The organism is Phenylobacterium sp. (assembly GCF_016793225.1).
Lineage (GTDB): Bacteria > Pseudomonadota > Alphaproteobacteria > Caulobacterales > Caulobacteraceae > Phenylobacterium.
In genome coordinates this window covers 1-13,809 of sequence record NZ_JAEUMN010000062.1, presented here as the reverse complement: position 1 = coordinate 13,809, position 13,809 = coordinate 1, and the positions used below count along the sequence as shown (strand labels likewise).

The following is a 13,809-nucleotide window of genomic DNA, read 5'->3' as shown; positions in this document are numbered from 1 at the left end:
ATGAGCTTGGAGCGCCGTCGGCCCCCCGGGCCGGCGGCGCTTCCGTTTCCGGCGGCGACCCGGACCGTCCAAGCTGTACCGGCATTCCGGTCGCAGCGCCCGGGAAGATGGACGGCGAGGGGGATCAGATGCGCGCTTCGATGAACATCGGGCCGCGCTGGGTCATGGCGCCGGCGAAGGCCTTCTCGAACGCCTCGCCCGTGTCGCAGGAGACGGCGGGCAGGCCCATGCCCTTGGCCACCGACACGAAGTCGATGTTGGGATCGCCCAGGTCCAGGAGCTTCTTGGCCGAGGGGCCGGCCTTGCCCGCGCCGGTCCGCTCCATCTCCACGTTGAGGATGCGGTACGTGTAGTTGGCGAAGATGACGACGGTGATGTCCAGGTTCTCGCGCGCCATCGTCCAGAGCGCCTGGATCGTGTACATCGCCGCGCCGTCGCCGTTCAGGCTCAGCACCTTGCGGTCGGGCGCCGCCACGGCCGCGCCGATCGCCAGCGGCAGGCCGATCCCGATCGCGCCGCCGGTCAGGGCCAGCACGTCGTGCGGCCGGGCCGCCGCCGTGCCCGCGGCCACGCCGCCGCCGGAGGTCACCGCGTCGTCGCAGAGGATCGCGCCCTCGGGCATGTGCCGGGCGATCGAGGCGCCGGCCGCATAGGCGGTCAGCTTGCCCGTCGGCGCGGCGTCGGGCAGCGCGAGGGTCTGCACCGGACCGGCCTTCGGCGCGCCCAGGGCGTCGGCCAGGGCGTGGAGGCCCGAGACGGAATCCTCGTTGCGCTCGGACAGCGTGAGCGTCCGGCAGCCTTCGGGGACGAGCACGCTGGGCCGGTCCGGGTAGGCGAAGAAGGCCACCGGCATGGTCGTGCCGGCGAAGACCATCAGGTCCACGCCCTCGAGCTCGGCCAGGGCCATCTCGCCGAAGTACTGCATCTTCCGGGGCGCGAAGACGCCGGCGCCCTTCGGCTGCCGCGCGACGAAGGTGTCGGTGTAGACGGTGACGCCGGCCGCCTCGAGCCGGGCAGCCGCCTGGAGCGCCTCGGCGCGGCACGCCTGGCCGCCCAGCAGGACGATCGGGTTCTTCGCGGCCTTGATGGCCTTGGCGGCGGCGTCGACCGCCGGTCCCGCCGGGGCGGGGCGGACGGGCTTCTGCGCCAGCACCGGCTCGCCGGCGGCGGGAAGCCAGGCCGCATCGGCGGGCAGGATCAGGCTGACCGGGCCGCCCGGGGGACCGTAGCTGGCCGCGACGGCCTCGGCCGTGACCGCGGCCACGCTGTCGGGCGTGTCGGCCGACTTCACCCAGATGGAGTTCGGCTTCACCAGGGTGGCGATGTCGGAATTCAGCGGCGCGTCGTACTGGCGGTGGTAGGTGGCGTGGTCGCCGATCACGTTGACGATGGGGGTGAAGGCGCGGCGCGCGTTGTGCAGGTTGGCCACGCCGTTGCCGTAGCCGGGGCCCAGGTGCAGCAGGGTGCAGGCGGGCCTGTCCGCGATGCGGCCGTAGCCGTCGGCGGCGCCGGTGGCCACGCCCTCGAACTGGCAGAGCACCGGGCGCATGGCCGGGACGCCGTCCAGAGCGGCCACGAACTGCATCTCGGACGTGCCGGGATTGGCGAAGCAGGCGGTGACCTCGTTGGCCACCAGGGTCGAGATCAGGGCGTCGGCGCCGTTCATTCAGAACTCCAGCACGTCGGGGTGGGCGGGGTCGGCGAACAGCCGGTCGACGAATTCGGCCCGCCGGGCGCGGGCGAGGCTCTGGGCGATGTAGCCCTTGTCGGTGATCTCGCCGGCGGACGCATCGGGCCCGTCGGGCAGCACCAGCGCCCGGGCGATCCGGCCGCCCGAGCCCTTGGCGCGGGCGTTGAACGCGGCCACGCCCCTGCGGACGGCGTCGCGGACGGCCGCGCGGTCCAGGGTCGGGTTCGGGTAGAACAGCACGCCGATGCGGTCCTGGTTCTCGCCGCAGACGACCCCGTCGGTGACGGCGCCGCCGATGTCGCCGAGCACGCCCAGGCGCAGGTCGCTGACGATGACGAAGGTGCCCGAGGTCAGCTTGAAGTTCTCGGAGATGCGGCCGTCGAAGACCAGGCCCTCGCGCGGCTCGTCGGGGTTCACGAAGCGGGCGGCGTCGCCCAGGCGGTAGAAGCCCTCGTCGTCGAACGCCGCGGCGGAGCGCTCCGGCTGGTTGAGGTAGCCGGGCGAGACCTGCGGGCCCTTCACCCGGAACTCCAGCTTGCCGTGCTCGGGCAGGAGCCGGACGGACGTCCCCGGCAGCGGCAGGCCCATGAGGCCCATGCGCGCGTTCGGCCAGTGTACGTTGGCGGCGGTGGGGCCCGTCTCGGTGGCGCCGTAGCCCGAGCCGAACGAGATCCGCTCGCCGACGGTGCGGACCGCCACGGCCTGGATGCGGTCGGCGTAGGCCTGGGACAGCGCCGCGCCGCCGTACTGCAGCAGCCGGACGCGCGAGAAGAAGTTGCGGGCGAGGTCGTCGTCCTGCTCCAGCGCCTCGGCGAACAGCATCCAGGCCGCGGGCACCATGTTCTGGTACGTGGGCGCGACGTCCTTCAGGTTGCGGATTGTCTCGCCGAAGCGCCCTGCCGTGGGCTGGCCGGCGTCGATGTAGACGGTGCCCCCGCGGTGCGCGCTCATGTGCAGGATCGCGTTGGCGCCCAGGCTGTGGCTCCAGGGCGCGGAGTGCACCATCACCGGCGGGTCGGGATCGTCGAAGCAGGCGGCGATCTGGGCCCCGTTCGCCGCCATGTTGCGGTGCAGGCAGATCACCGCCTTGGGCAGGCCGGTCGAGCCCGAGGTGAGCAGGTACTTGGCGTGCTGGTCCGGCGTGGCGGTGGGCTGGGCCTCGCCCGCGCGGTAGAGGCGCTCCAGCGGCGTGTCGCCGGGCCGCGCGTTGGCCGAGGCGATCACCGGCAGGCCCGCCAGCGCGTCCGCGCCCAGCCCCTCCGCGAACAGGGCGGCGTCCTCGGTGTAGACGGCGGCGGGACGCAGCACCTCGCAGGCGTGCGACAGGCGCGCCAGGTTGGCGCCCGGCAGGCCGTACTGCGGCGAGACCGGCGCGACGGGCATGCCCTGGCCCATGGCGGCGTAGGTGACCAGGGCGTGGTCGATGCTGTTGCGGGCGAGGATCAGGAGCGGCCGCTCTCCCACCACCCCCATCTCCCGCAGGCCAGCGGCCAGCGCCGAGATGCGTTGCCAGGCCTCCGCGAAGGTCAGCGTCCGCCAACCCTCGCCCGAGCGCTCGGCCAGCCAGATCGTGTCCGGCGTCGCGGCCGCCCAGTGTCCCAGAGGCGCGATGGTCGTCCGGAACGTCGTGTCGAAGGGGGTCGGGTTGGTCAGCACCACCTCGCCGCCCGGCCGCCGCTCCACCTCCAGCCGACGCGGCGCATAGCGCGGGTCGCGGAAGGGGGCGGTGGCGGTGCGCAGCTCGGCGTCCATGGGCGCGAGGGTTACGAGGCCGCGGCGCGAAAGAAAAGCCTTACGCCGCGGCGCGGACCAGCATCTTGCCCGCGTTGCGGCCTTCGAAGAGGCCCACGAGCGCCTCGGGTGCGCGCTCGAAGCCGTCCAGGACCGTCTCCTGGTACTTGATCTTCCCGGCCTTCAGCCAGGCGGTCATGTCGGCCTGGAACTGGGGCTGCAGGTGGCCGAAGTCGCTGGCCACGAAGCCCTCCATCCGCACCCGGCTGTAGATCATGCTGGAGAGGTTGCGCACGCCCACCCGGTCGCCGTTGTACGTCGAGATCATGCCGCACACCGGGATGCGGCCGCGGACGTTCATCCGCGGCAGGACGGCGTCGAGGTGCTCGCCGCCCACGTTCTCGAAGTAGACGTCGATGCCCTTCGGCATGGCCTCGCGCAGCGCGCCGGCGAGCGGCGTCGTGCGGTAGTTGACGACGGCGTCCAGGCCGGCCTCGTCGCGCAGCCAGGCGGCCTTGTCGTCCGATCCGGTCGAGCCGGCGACCCAGCAGCCCTTGATCTTGGCGATCTGCGCGGCGACCGAGCCCACCGCGCCGGCCGCGGTGGAGACGAACACCTGCTCCCCGTCCTTGAGGGCGCCCGTCTCCAGCAGGCCTCCGTAGGCCGTGATCCCGGTGCCGCCGAGGGCGTGCATGTAGACGCTGAGCGGGAGGTCGGGGTCGGGGTTCAGCTTCTGGAGCCCGCGGCCGTCGGAGACGAAGCGCTCCTGCATCCCCGCGAAGTGGCGCACGAGATCGCCCTCGCGGAATTCGGCGTTCCGCGACTGCACGACCCGCGCGATGCCGCTGCCGAGCATGGGCGCGTCGAGCGGCTGGTCGGCGTCCAGCCGCGGCCGCATGTAGGGGTCCACCGAGACCAGGAGCGCCTCGAGCTGGACCTGGCCCTCGGCGGCGTCGGGCGTCTCGACCGCCGCGACGGCGAAGTCGTCGGGGCGCACCATGCCCTGCGGGCGGCGGACAAGGCGGATCTGGCGGGACGTGGTCATCGGTGGCTCTTGGCTGGTTGGCTTTCAGCGGCGTCGTAGCACAGCCCCGCGGTCCGTGCGCAAACCCGAGGTGGCGCCGCGCCCCCGGCGCCCCGCGAGGATTGCATACCCTTTCGGGGCCCGGCCGTACGTGGCAAATGAGTGGCCGGGCAGGGGACGTTGAGGATGCCGGAGAGGAGCGTCGCGACGAGGGCTCGCGCGGCCTTGGCGCGCGGAGCGCTCCTGGAGGCGTACGACATCCTGCAGCAGGTCGCCGACCGCGAGGACGGCGCGCTGGACTACCTCCGTGTGCTCACCCTGGCGCGCCTGGGCGACACCGACCGGGCGCTGAAGCTCTACGAGGCCTATGGCCTGGCCGAGCGCCAGGACGTCGACGCGCTCTCGCTGCAGGCGCGGCTTCTCAAGGACAAGGGCTTCGCCTCCAGCGGCCGGGAGCGGGCCAGCGTGCTGGCGGAGTCCTGCCGGCTCTACGCCCGGGTCTTCCGCCGGACCCGGGACTCGTATCCGGCGGTCAATGCGGCGACGCTGGCGTGGATCACCGGCCGGGCGGCGCTGGCGCGGCAGCTGGCGCGCGCGGTGCTGGCGAACGCCGGCGTCCAGGCGGCCAGCGACTACTACGGACTGGCCACCGCCGCCGAGGCGAAGCTGGTCCTCGGCGACTTCGCCGGGGCCGCCGCCTCGCTGGAGGCGGCGCTCGCGGCCCCCGACGTGGACGCGGGCAAGCGCTCCACCACCGTGCTGCAGCTGCAGCGCCTGGAGCCGACCATTCCCGAGCGCGAGGCGATCGGGCCGCTGCTCGCGCTGGTCCGGCCGCCGTCCGTCGCCAGCTACTGCGGGCACATCTTCCTCGAGGACCCGGCGCTGGAGGCGGATCTCCGCGTCCGCGTCGACCAGGCGCTGGCGAAGGAGAACGTCGGCTACGCCTACGGATCGCTGGCGGCCGGCAGCGACATCCTGATCGCCGAGCGCGTGCTCGCGCGCGGGGGCGAACTGCACGTGGTCCTGCCCGTCGCCGAAGAGGACTTCGTCGCGCAGTCGGTCGCGCCGGCCGGCGGGGCCTGGGCCGAGCGCTACCGGGCCTGCCGGGCCCAAGCGTCGTCGCTCACCTTCTCGTCGACCATGAGCCACGTGGGCGGGCAGGGGCAGTTCGCCTACGGCGCCAAGGTGGCGATGGGCATGGCGCGGCTGCGGGCCCGCCACCTCAACTCGCGCGCCGTCCAGGTGGCGGTCGCCGAGACGGCCGACGCCAGCGGCACGCTCACCCGCTCGGACATCCGGGCCTGGCAGGACACCGGCGGCGCCTCGATCATCGTGGAGGCCGACGGCATAAGGCGCCCGCCGAAGCCGCCGGGGCCGGCGGCGGAGTCCGACGTCGGCCGCGGGACCCACGGGCTGATGTTCACCGACTTTCCGGGATTCGCGCGGCTGGACGAGCGCGTGCTGCCGACCTTCCAGGTCGAGGTCATGGCCCGGGCCGGCGCGGCGCTCGACCGGAACTCCAACGCGATCCGCTACTCGAACACCTGGGGCGACGCGCTGTACGTGGTGTTCGACGGCGCCCTGGAGGCGGCCCGCACGTCCCTGGAGCTCTGCGAGGCGCTGAAGTCGATCGACACCCAGGCGCTCGGCGTGCGCGAAGGCGCCGCCATGCGAATCGCCCTGCATTTCGGGCCGACCTACTGGGGCGAGGATCCGGTGACCCGCCGCACCAACTACTACGGCACCGAGGTCTCGCGCGCCGCCCGCATCGAGCCGGTGACGCCGCCCGGCAGCGTCTATGTGACCGAACCCTTCGCCGCCGTCCTCGAGATGGAGGCCGAGCACAGCTTCATGTGCAACTACGTGGGCCAGGTCGACCTGCCCAAGGGCTACGGCACTTTCCCGCTCTACCACCTCAGTCGCAGGGACTAACGGTTCAGGCTCACTTCGATATCAGCGAATTCAACGACTTCCGACCGTCCCGGCGAAGGCTCGGAAGGGCGCCGAGCCTGCGGAACCCACATCTGAGCCATTCCAACTGGATCCCGGCCTTCGGGGCGTCGAGCCGAACCTAGCCGAGCTCGCGGCGGCGGGCCTCGAGGTAGAGCCGCTCGGCCAGGGCCGGGCCCAGCGCGAGCGCCGCATCGTAGGCCGCCCGGGCCTCTGCGCGACGGCCCGCCCGGGCGCTCAGCGCCGCGCGCGCGGCCTGGTACGGCAGCCAGCCCTCGACGCCCCGGACCGCATCCAGCGCCGCCAGTCCGGCCTCCGCTCCCGCGGCCTCGCCGATCGCGACGGCGCGGTTGACCTCGGTCGCCGCGTGCGGGCGCAGCTCGCGCAGGATGTCGTAGAGCGCGGCGATGGTCGCCCAGTCGGTCGCGCCGGTTTCGGCCCGGGCGCAGTGCGTGGCGTGGATCGTCGCCAGGATCTGCCGCGGTCCGCTCGCAGCCAGGCGGGCGGCGCGGCCGAGCAGGGCCGCGCCCTCGGCGATCAGACGCCGGTTCCACTGGCCGGCGTCCTGTTCGGGCGGGGGCAGCATGGCGCCGCCGTCGTCCAGCCGCGCCGGCCGCCGCGCCTCGGCGAAGCGGACCAGCGCCGCCAGGCCCAGCACCTCCGGCTCTTCGGGCATCAGCTCGGCCAGCAGGCCCGACAGGCGAAGGACCTCGGTCGCGAAGATCGCCCCCTCTGCGGCCAGGGCCGCGTCCTCGTACGCCTGGGCGTAGGCGATCTCGAGCGTGGTCAGCACGGCGTCCAGCCGCTCGGGCCAGGCCTCGCGGCCCGGGACCTCGAAGGGCACGCCGGCCGCGGCGATCTTGCGCTTGGCGCGCGTGATCCTCTGCAGCATGGCGGGCTCGGCGGTGAAGAAGGCGCGGGCCAGGCGCTCGGTGGACAGGCCGCAGACCACCTTGAGCGTCAGCGCCGCGCGGCTGTCGGGCGCCAACGCGGGGTGGCAGCAGACGAAGATCAGGCGCAGCCGGTCGTCGGGAATGGGGATCTCGGCGGCCAATAGGGCCTCCTCGGGCGTGGGGCCCGGCTCCGGCGCGTCCAGGACGGCGCGATCCCGCACGGCGGCCCGGCGCCGCGCGTCGATCGCCCGCCGCAGCGCCGCGCGCCACAGCCAGGCCGCCGGGTCGCGCGGGGGCTGGTTGGGCCAGGCGACCAGGGCCGCGGCGGAGGCGTCGGCGAAGGCGTCCTCGGCCGTGTCCAGGTCGCGCAGGCGGGCGGCGAGCGCGGCGACCACGCGGGGACGCGCGTCGGCGATCGCCGCGCCAAAGCGGTCCATCAGTCGTAGACCGCCAGGGGCCGGACCTCGACCTTGCCGCCGTCCATGACGGGGACCCTGCGGGCGACCGACAGCGCGTCGTCCAGGTTGTCGACCTCGATGAGATAGTAGCCGCCCAGGTGCTCGCGGGTCTCGGCGAACGGTCCGTCGTGCAGCGTCTGCTGGCCGCCGCGGGTGACGACCGTGGTGGCGGTCGAGGACTCCTGCAGGCCCGACCCGTCCTTCATCCAGCCCTTGGCGCGCAGGTCTTCGGCCAGCGCCATGTGCCTGGCGACGATCTCGCCCAGCGCCGCCTGACCCGCCTCGCCGGCATAGGCGTCCTCGGGCTCGTAGATCAGGATCATGTACTGCATGGTCGTCTCCTGGGTCCTGTTGCGAGTTTGCGCGACGCCGATGCCAGCGTCACCGGAGAGACGCGCGACGGATCAGGGATTCGACCGCCTTGGCGACGCCCACTGCAACTTCTCTGGCGGCGATCGCGCTCAGCGCGGGATGAGGCCGCGCTTGGGGTCGCGGGCGCAGGCGGCGCGGACCGCCGCCCACTCGCTCGGCGCCAGCGCGGCCCCGCCGTCGCGCGAGCGCGCGCGGCTGAGCTCCGCCCGCCGCCGGGTGTCGGGGTGCGAGGAGACGAGCTCGGCCACCCCGGCGGCGCTCTTCGAGCCCTCCTGCTCGCTCAGACGCTCGAAGAAGCTGGCCATGCCTCGCGACGACAGGCCCAGCCGGGCCAGCAGGGCCTGCCCGGCGGCATCCGCCTCACGCTCGACGTCGCGGCTGTAGCGCAGATCGGCGAAGGTCCCAGCCAGCAGGATCGCTTGCTGCCCCGCGCCCGAACCGCCGCCCACGACGGCGTCCAGGATCAGGCCGAAGCCCAGCGAGCGCCACACCGCCTCCATCACGTGGCGCCGCTCGACGTGGGCCACCTCATGCGCCAGCACCGCGGAGAGCTCGGCGGGACTCCGGGTCATCGCGATCAGGTCGTCGGTGATCACGATAGCGCCGCCCGGCAGGGCGAAGGCGTTCACCATGGGGGCCTCCACGGCCTCGACTCGGATCGGGAACGGCGAGCCCGCCGCCTCGCCCAGCCGCGCGCCCAGCCTCTGGAGCGCAGCCTGTCCGGCGGCTCCAGTGCAAGCTGGGAAGGCCACCGATAGCTGCGCTTGGAAGTTCTCGCCTATGCCTGCCTCGAAGGCCGGCGGCGTGGCCCGCGCGAGCGGACCCGAGGCCAGCGGCACGCCCACGAACACCACCAGGACGACCAGAAGGGCCGCCGCGGCCAGCCCCGCCACCAGCGCCAGCTCCGCGCGACGCGACCGGCGGTCGAAGCGCCGCGCCAAGCCTAGGCCGCGCCAGTCCGCGGCGCTTACCGTGAGACGGGCCGGCGCTCCAGGTCGCGCAAGACGGACGCCCCCTGCCACTGTTTCGGCGCCAATGTCGGCCAGCGGCCAGACGTGGTCGACCCCGCCCGCGGAGAACCGCAGCGCGCCGTCACTCGCCTCGGCCGTCACCTCCCAGGCGGCGCTGGTCAGCCCATCGTGGAACTTGCCGTGCACCGCGGTCAGATCACCGACGAGCCGAAGGCGTCGGCCAGCCCTTCGCCGGTGCGTGGGCCGGTGTCCGGCGTCTGGGCCACCCGGTCGAGGTCTACGTTGCCGGAGGGCCGCAGCCGGGACACCACAAACCGGGCCGTACGAATCTGCACGAAAGGCAGCAGAAAGCCCAAGGAGACCAGAACCAGCGCGAAGTTGGAGAGGCTGAGCCACACGATCTCGAGCCAGGTGACGGTCAGCGTGAAGCGGGCATCGCCGACCTTGACGCCCGCCGCCACCGAGCGCAGCGCCGCGGCCGTATAGGGGGCGAACGCCACCGCGGCCGCCACGGCGAAGACGATCGCGGCGATGTACACGGTCACGAACATCCCAGTATCCGGGACAGGCGGCGCGCCGTCGTCGCCGGCCTGCACGGCTGCGCCCATCACGGACATCATCATGGCGACGAAGAGCACATAGGCGGCGGCCACGATGACCCAGCCCAGCGCATAGGCGCCGTAGACCTTTTCCCGGCGCGCGGCGTCCAGGTCGAAGGCGAAGTGGAGGTCGCCGAAGGTCAGGCCGCCCCACAGGCGCCCGGACAATCGTCGCGACGCGGCTGGCCAGAACCATCCCAGGGTGATGGCGCTCAGGAGGGCGTAGCCGAGGTAGGTGACGCCGTAGTCTCCCGGCGACCCGCGAAGCCTCCAGCGCACCCCTCTCCAGGACGTGCGGCTGGCCAGATAGCGGAAAGCCGTGAAGACCCCGAACCCGAACAGGAAGAGAAGCCCGAGATAGGCCGGCAGCGTCACCAGCGCGGCCAGTACCGGGCCCAGCAACTGCGCCCCGAAGACGATCAGCAGGAACGGCAGGCCCACGATCAGCAGGGCGAACAGGAAGCCCAGGAAGAGCTCCATGCCGCGCCCGGTGTACTCGAGCGGCTCGCCGTTGATGAGTGTCGTACTCCAGATCCGCCGGCGGATCTCCGTCTTCCCCCAGAACCGGTAGAGGGAGAGCGTCACAATGTTGAGCAGGCTGTTCTTCAGGCTGAGCCCGAGGAATGACGCGGTGTCGCCGCGCTGGCTGATCGACAGTGGCGCGCCCGCGCCGTCCGCTTCGGATACACTCACGCTCACCCCCCAGATGCTTCCCTAAGGCGAAGCTTGGCAGGTAATCGCGCGACCATCCACCCGAAGTTGCGGGCGGCTGCGACGCAGCCGGGAGGATCAGGCCGCGGCGGCGCGGCGCCGGCGCAGGGCCGCCCCTGCCATCCCGAAGCCGCCGATCAGCAGCGCCCAGGTCCCTGGCTCAGGCACGGCGGTCGTGCCGATGAAGTCGACCTCGCTGACGAAGGTCCACCCCTGGTTCGCCTGGAAGAACTGGATCGTGTGACTGGTCCCCGTGAGGTTCAGGCCCGTCAGGCTGACCGTCCCGATCGACCCGGGCGCCGGAGCCGTGAAGGCCTGGGCGACGCCGTCGACCCAGATCGCGCTGGGGGCGAAGACACCCCCGACGAAGCTGTTGTCGAGGTGGATGTCGATCTGGGTGATGTTGGCCGCCGACGCCAGGTTGAACGTGATCAGCGGGTTCAGCGTCCGCAAGGCGTACCAGCCGACGTAGGGTCCGCTGCCGGCGGAATTCTCGACGTTGAACCAGTAGTCGGTCGCCACGACGCCGTCGGTCAGGTCGCCCACGCCGCCCGTGAGCGCGGCGCCGTCGACGTTCGTCGATCCGCTGCCGGAGTAGCCGAGGTCCCAGTAGTTGAAGCTGCCGCCCGACGCCTGCCCGGAGCCGTTCGGCATGTCGTAGCTGACGACCGCGATCTCCGCGGCGCCCGCCGAGGCGGCCATGGCGCCGGCGGCCAGGATTCCCAGCACGGCGCTTCTCAAGGTGAAGGTCATCTTCCTCTCCCCACTAGCCCCCGAAAGAGGAGCTAATCGCCGCTCGCCTGTGGGGTCCAGCCCACTCGCCTCTCAGGCGTGGAGTGAAGGCCTTGGGCGCCGTCAGGCGTTCAGCGTCTCCTGGAAGCGGACCGGCTGGCCCCGGCCCTTCAGGACGATCTCGTCGTCGCGCATCACCACCTGGCCGCGGATGATCGTGGCCTTGGGCCAGCCCCTGGCCTCCATGCCGTCGAACGGCGTCCAGCCCGCGCGGGTCGCCATCTGGTCGTGCGTGATCGTCCGGCGAGCCTTGAGGTCGACGATGGTCAGGTCGGCGTCGTAGCCCACGGCGATGCGGCCCTTGTCGGCCAGGCCGAACAGGCGGTTCGCGCCATGGCTGGTGAGGTCCACCAGGCGCTCCAGGGTGAGCCGCCCCTCGGCCACGTGGGTCAGCATGACGGGCAGCAGGGTCTGCACCCCGGGCATGCCCGAGGGCGAGGCGGGGTAGGGCCGCGCCTTCTCCTCGCGGGTGTGGGGCGCGTGGTCCGAGCCGAGGACGTCGGCGACGCCGTTCGCCACACCCTCCCAGATCCCCAGCCGGTGCGCGCGGTCGCGGATCGGCGGGTTCATCTGGGCGAACCCCTTCAGGCGCTCGTACGCCTCGGGCCCTTCCAGCGTCAGGTGCTGGGGCGTCACCTCCACCGAGGCCACGTCCTTGTGGTGGGCCAGGAACTCGATCTCGTCCCGGGTGGTCACGTGCAGCACGTGGATGCGCTTGCCGGTCTTGCGGGCGAGCCGCACCAGCCGCTCGGTGGACTGGATCGCCGACTGGGCGTCGCGCACCTCGGGGTGGCTGGTCCAGTCGCCGGTGCGCGCCAGCGGCCGCCGGTCGGCCAGGCGGTACTCGTCCTCGGAGTGGAAGGCCGCGCGCCGGTTGATGTGCCGCAGCACCTCCTCCACGCCCGCGTCGTCCTGCACCAGCAGGGTGCCGGTCGAGGCGCCCATGAAGACCTTGATCCCGCAGCAGCCCGGCAGGCGCTCCAGCTCGCCCAGGAAGCGGGCGTTCTCGTGCGTGCCGCCCACGTAGAAGGCGTGGTCGCAGTGCATCCGGTCCTTCGCCCGCGCCAGCTTGTCGGCCAGGGCGTCCGGGTCGGTGGTGGTGGGCTCGGTGTTCGGCATCTCGAACACGGCGACGACGCCCCCCAGGACCGCGCACTGCGACCCCGTCTCCAGGTCTTCCTTCCACTCCAGGCCGGGCTCGCGGAAGTGGACCTGGGTGTCGATCACCCCCGGCATCACCGTGAGGCCGGTGGCGTCGAACACCTCGCCGGCGCTGGCCTGGGAGAGGTCGCCGATCGCGGCGAAACGGCCGCCGCGAACGCCGATGTCGGCGAAGCCGCGCCCGGCATGGTTCACCACCTCGCCGCCCCGGACGATCAGGTCGAAGGTTTCGGGCATCGGGTCTCTAGGCCTTCTCGGTCGCCTTCAGCAGTTCCCGCGCCGCGGAGACGACCTTGTCCACGGGCAGGTCCATCATGTGGCAGACCATCTGGGTAAAGCCAGGGTCGGCCGCCTTGATCTCCTCGAAACTGCGCGCGCCCCGTACGGCCCGCGTCGCCTCGCCCCATGGCGCGTACAGACGCTCGTCCGAGGGGCCGAACAGGCCGATCGTGGGCGTCCCCGCCGCCGCCGCCAGGTGCATGGCCCCGGAATCGTTGCCGATGAACAGGCGGGCGCGCTTCAGGCAGGCATAGGCCGTGAGCACGTCGGCCTTCCCGGCCAGGTCGATGAAGTTGCGCCCGGCCGCGTCGCGGAGCTGGCGGCTCAGCCTCTCGTCGCCCGGGCCGCCCAGCACCATCAGCCGGCCGCCCTGGAGCGGGCTCCACGGCTCGCGCAGCAGCCGCATCGCCACCTGGCTGAACCGCTCCACGGGCCAGGTCTTGCCGATCCAGTTCGCGGCGGGCGCGAAGGCGAGGATCGGGCCTTTGCCGGCCGTCAGCTCGTCGGCGTAGGCCTCGACGTCCGGGCTGGTGAAGATGTGCGGCGGGGCAGGCTCGTCCTCGATCCTCAGGACGCGCGCGGCCTCGATGACCTTGTGCACCGGCTGCGTCGGCTTGCGGTGGATGGCCCGCCGCTTCGTGGAGAGGAACCGCGACAGGCCCGAGCCGCGCAGGTCGACCACCAGGCCCCACTTGCGGCGCCGCACCTTGCGCCAGAGTTCGAACCAGTGACTGCCGGTCCTGGACTTCTCGAAGACGATCACCCGGTCGAGGCCCGGCACGTCGGCGAACAGGGGCGCGGCGTCGGGGCCGGCCACGATCGTGAAGCGCGCGTTCGGGATCTCGTCGGCGAGCCGCCGGATCAGGCCGGACGACAGCACTGCGTCGCCGATCCGCGTGGCGGTGATGAAGAGGATGGGGAATCCGGACGCGGGGGGCATCCCCGTCCCTATACGCACGTCCCCGCTGGCGCTCCACCGGCGGCGGGCCCAAATTGGCGGCATGTCGGAAAGTGTCGCCTTCGCGCATTTGCAGAGCCGCGCCCTGATCGCCCTGGACGGGGAGGACTGGCGCAGCTTCCTCCAGGGCCTGATCACCCAGGATGTCGAGACCCTGGCGCCGGGCGAAGCCAGGTTCGGCGCGCTGCTGACGCCCCAGGGCCGGCTGCTCTACGACCTG

11 protein-coding genes and 1 pseudogene are annotated in these 13,809 nt (G+C 72.5%); 2 read left to right on the top strand and 10 right to left on the bottom strand.

The window, feature by feature from the left end:
* Positions 1-124 precede the first annotated feature (124 nt).
* From JNK30_RS06975 to JNK30_RS06965, 3 genes are read right to left on the bottom strand one after another with little or no spacing between them, the layout of a single operon-like run.
* On the bottom strand, positions 125-1,666 hold the full coding sequence (locus tag JNK30_RS06975) for an acetolactate synthase large subunit (protein WP_293481337.1): 1,542 nt from the start codon (positions 1,664-1,666) through the stop codon (positions 125-127).
* Positions 1,667-3,442 carry a feruloyl-CoA synthase gene (locus JNK30_RS06970; protein ID WP_293481336.1) on the bottom strand — a complete coding sequence of 592 codons (1,776 nt, stop codon included), beginning with the start codon at positions 3,440-3,442 and terminating at the stop codon, positions 1,667-1,669.
* Positions 3,443-3,482: 40 nt separating this feature from the next.
* Positions 3,483-4,466: an NADP-dependent oxidoreductase gene (locus JNK30_RS06965; RefSeq protein ID WP_293481335.1), complete on the bottom strand. Its 984-nt coding sequence runs from the start codon at positions 4,464-4,466 to the stop codon at positions 3,483-3,485.
* A gap of 204 nt (positions 4,467-4,670) precedes the next feature.
* On the opposite strand from JNK30_RS06965, the gene JNK30_RS06960 reads away from it, so the two are divergent.
* Positions 4,671-6,377 (top strand): adenylate/guanylate cyclase domain-containing protein, encoded by a 1,707-nt coding sequence (locus JNK30_RS06960; protein ID WP_293481334.1) that lies wholly within the window; start codon positions 4,671-4,673, stop codon positions 6,375-6,377.
* 139 nt (positions 6,378-6,516) lie between these two features.
* Here the strand turns inward: JNK30_RS06960 and JNK30_RS06955 are convergent, their stop codons facing one another.
* The 7 genes from JNK30_RS06955 to JNK30_RS06925 all read right to left on the bottom strand — a co-directional run bounded on the left by JNK30_RS06955 (position 6,517) and on the right by JNK30_RS06925 (position 13,571).
* A complete protein-coding gene (locus JNK30_RS06955; protein WP_293481333.1) occupies positions 6,517-7,725 on the bottom strand; it encodes a DUF6596 domain-containing protein in 1,209 nt (402 codons plus the stop codon).
* Positions 7,725-8,078, bottom strand: a complete 354-nt coding sequence (locus tag JNK30_RS06950; protein WP_293481332.1) for a YciI family protein — start codon at positions 8,076-8,078, stop codon at positions 7,725-7,727. Before JNK30_RS06950 ends, JNK30_RS06955 begins: the two co-directional genes overlap by 1 nt.
* 129 nt (positions 8,079-8,207) lie before the next feature.
* Positions 8,208-9,275, bottom strand: a complete 1,068-nt coding sequence (locus JNK30_RS06945; protein ID WP_293481331.1) for a M48 family metallopeptidase — start codon at positions 9,273-9,275, stop codon at positions 8,208-8,210.
* A 5-nt stretch (positions 9,276-9,280) separates the two neighbouring features.
* Positions 9,281-10,381, bottom strand: coding sequence for a DUF898 family protein (locus tag JNK30_RS06940; RefSeq protein WP_293481330.1), 1,101 nt, complete (start codon positions 10,379-10,381; stop codon positions 9,281-9,283).
* Positions 10,382-10,477: 96 nt separating this feature from the next.
* The gene (locus tag JNK30_RS06935) at positions 10,478-11,152 is read right to left on the bottom strand and encodes a PEPxxWA-CTERM sorting domain-containing protein (protein ID WP_293481329.1); all 675 of its coding nucleotides are present in this window, start codon (positions 11,150-11,152) and stop codon (positions 10,478-10,480) included.
* A 102-nt stretch (positions 11,153-11,254) separates the two neighbouring features.
* A complete protein-coding gene (locus JNK30_RS06930) occupies positions 11,255-12,589 on the bottom strand; it encodes a dihydroorotase (protein WP_293481328.1) in 1,335 nt (444 codons plus the stop codon).
* 7 nt (positions 12,590-12,596) lie between these two features.
* Positions 12,597-13,571 carry a glycosyltransferase family 9 protein gene (locus JNK30_RS06925; protein ID WP_293481327.1) on the bottom strand — a complete coding sequence of 325 codons (975 nt, stop codon included), beginning with the start codon at positions 13,569-13,571 and terminating at the stop codon, positions 12,597-12,599.
* 61 nt (positions 13,572-13,632) lie between these two features.
* On the opposite strand from JNK30_RS06925, the pseudogene JNK30_RS06920 reads away from it, so the two are divergent.
* Positions 13,633-13,809 (top strand): annotated as a pseudogene (locus JNK30_RS06920) (folate-binding protein); the annotation flags it as partial.

What these genes read in the sequence shown, in the direction of transcription:
- JNK30_RS06965 (WP_293481335.1), bottom strand. Translation starts at nt 4,466, where the DNA reads ATGACCACGTCCCGCCAGATCCGCCTTGTCCGCCGCCCGCAGGGCATG.
- JNK30_RS06925 (WP_293481327.1), bottom strand. Translation starts at nt 13,571, where the DNA reads ATGCCCCCCGCGTCCGGATTCCCCATCCTCTTCATCACCGCCACGCGG.
- JNK30_RS06935 (WP_293481329.1), bottom strand. Translation starts at nt 11,152, where the DNA reads ATGACCTTCACCTTGAGAAGCGCCGTGCTGGGAATCCTGGCCGCCGGC.
- JNK30_RS06970 (WP_293481336.1), bottom strand. Translation starts at nt 3,442, where the DNA reads ATGGACGCCGAGCTGCGCACCGCCACCGCCCCCTTCCGCGACCCGCGC.
- JNK30_RS06950 (WP_293481332.1), bottom strand. Translation starts at nt 8,078, where the DNA reads ATGCAGTACATGATCCTGATCTACGAGCCCGAGGACGCCTATGCCGGC.
- JNK30_RS06955 (WP_293481333.1), bottom strand. Translation starts at nt 7,725, where the DNA reads ATGGACCGCTTTGGCGCGGCGATCGCCGACGCGCGTCCCCGCGTGGTC.
- JNK30_RS06930 (WP_293481328.1), bottom strand. Translation starts at nt 12,589, where the DNA reads ATGCCCGAAACCTTCGACCTGATCGTCCGGGGCGGCGAGGTGGTGAAC.
- JNK30_RS06975 (WP_293481337.1), bottom strand. Translation starts at nt 1,666, where the DNA reads ATGAACGGCGCCGACGCCCTGATCTCGACCCTGGTGGCCAACGAGGTC.